1 protein-coding gene is annotated in these 1,573 nt (G+C 69.4%); it reads left to right on the forward strand.

Annotation, left to right across the window (positions count from 1 at the left end; translation table 11 throughout):
- Positions 1–116: 116 nt before the first annotated feature.
- Positions 117–1,478, forward strand: coding sequence for an ISNCY family transposase (locus AB0E78_RS41835; RefSeq protein WP_361844966.1), 1,362 nt, complete (start codon positions 117–119; stop codon positions 1,476–1,478).
- Positions 1,479–1,573: the final 95 nt, after the last annotated feature.

Below are 1,573 nucleotides of genomic sequence, written 5' to 3' on the forward strand. Positions count from 1 at the left end.
TACTTGCCCCTGAAGAAGTCCGGGTCTGCCTCTGGGTTGTCCTCTGGGGCGAGCTGGTGAGGGCAGGGCTATGGCCGTCACAGTGGAGGCGGGTAGTTGCGGCCGGGGGTGGGGCGATGTTACGTGTCGCGGGAGTGCAAGACGCCTGGTGGGAGGTACTGCCGGAGCAGGGGCGGGAGTTACCCGCCGAACTGAGCCTGGTCGATGCGTTCTTGGACGACGAGCGATTCATCGCTCCGTGGCGGGCGATGTTCGCCGAGCGGCTGGGGCGGCCGTCGGTGCCGGTGGAGACGCTGCTGCGCCTGCTGTATCTCAAGCACCGCTACCAACTGGGTTACGAGACCCTGTGCCGTGAGGTCGCGGACTCGCTGAGCTGGCGCCGGTTCTGCCGCATCCCGCTGACCTCTCCGGTGCCGCACCCGACCACGTTGGTCAAGCTGGTTCGCCGCGGCGGAGCGCAGGCTGTGGAAGAGCTGAACGCGGCCCTGCTGGGCAAGCTGGTCGAGGACAAGCTGCTGCGGTGCCGCAAGCTGCGCATCGACACGACCGTGATGGAAGCAGACATCGACCACCCCACGGACGCCGACCTGCTCGAACACGGGGTACGCAAACTGGGCCGGCTGGTTGGGCGGATCAAGGCGTCCGGGGCAGCCAGGCGCACCCGCTTCCGTGATCGCAGCCGGGCGGCGGGACGCCGTTTGAAGGAGATCTCGCGCACGCTGCGGCGACGCACCGGCCAGGCGCTGGGCGAGATCGACCGGCTCACAGGTGACATCGCCGCCGTGGCCCGCGCGACCTTGCGGGACGTGGCGGCGGTGGAGCGCAATGCCCGGCGCACGCTGGGCAAGCAGCCTTCGGGACGACTTGCGCACTTGGTGGGTGAGCTGGCCGAGACCGCGGCGGGAACCCGCCGACTGCTGGAGCAGACCGCCTTGCGGCTGGCGGGCATCCGCACCATCCCCGACCGGCTGGTCTCGTTGGCCGACCCCGACGCCCGGCCGATTCGTAAGGGCAAGCCCCAGCACCCCACCCAGTTCGGCTACACCGCGCTCGTGGCCGAAGACGAACGCGGCTTCATCGTCGACCACCAGGTCCAGCGCGGGAATCCGGCCGATGCGCCGCAACTGGTTCCTTCGGTGGAGCGCGCCGTGTCCCTGACCGGCCGCCCGCCCGGCACGGTCGTCGCCGACCGCGGCTTCGGCACCGCGGCCAACGATCTTGCCCTGGCTGAACTCGGTGTCCAGCGGATCGGACTGCAACGCGCCGGGAAGCCTGGAAAGGCACGGCGCGAGTACGAACAGAGCCGCCCATTCCGGCGGATGCGCAACTGGAGAGTCGGCGTCGAGGCCCGCATCAGTCACCTCAAGCGCGGCTTCGGTTTCCGTTGCACGCGCCTGCGTCGCTTGGCCGGCGCGCAGACCTGGGCCGGACTGGGGATCTTCGCCTACAACCTCCAGCGGATGACCGTCCTCAGCTGATGAGGGACAGGCCGCCGACAGGCCAGCGGCACAGCGCCGTCCTGCAGTGCTGGCCCCGCCACCAGCCCAAACCCTTTTTCAGGGGCAAGTAGCTA

It is taken from the genome of Streptomyces sp. NPDC032198 (assembly GCF_040636975.1).
In the GTDB taxonomy this organism is placed as follows: domain Bacteria; phylum Actinomycetota; class Actinomycetes; order Streptomycetales; family Streptomycetaceae; genus Streptomyces.

What these genes read in the sequence shown, in the direction of transcription:
- AB0E78_RS41835 (WP_361844966.1), top strand. Translation starts at nt 117, where the DNA reads ATGTTACGTGTCGCGGGAGTGCAAGACGCCTGGTGGGAGGTACTGCCG.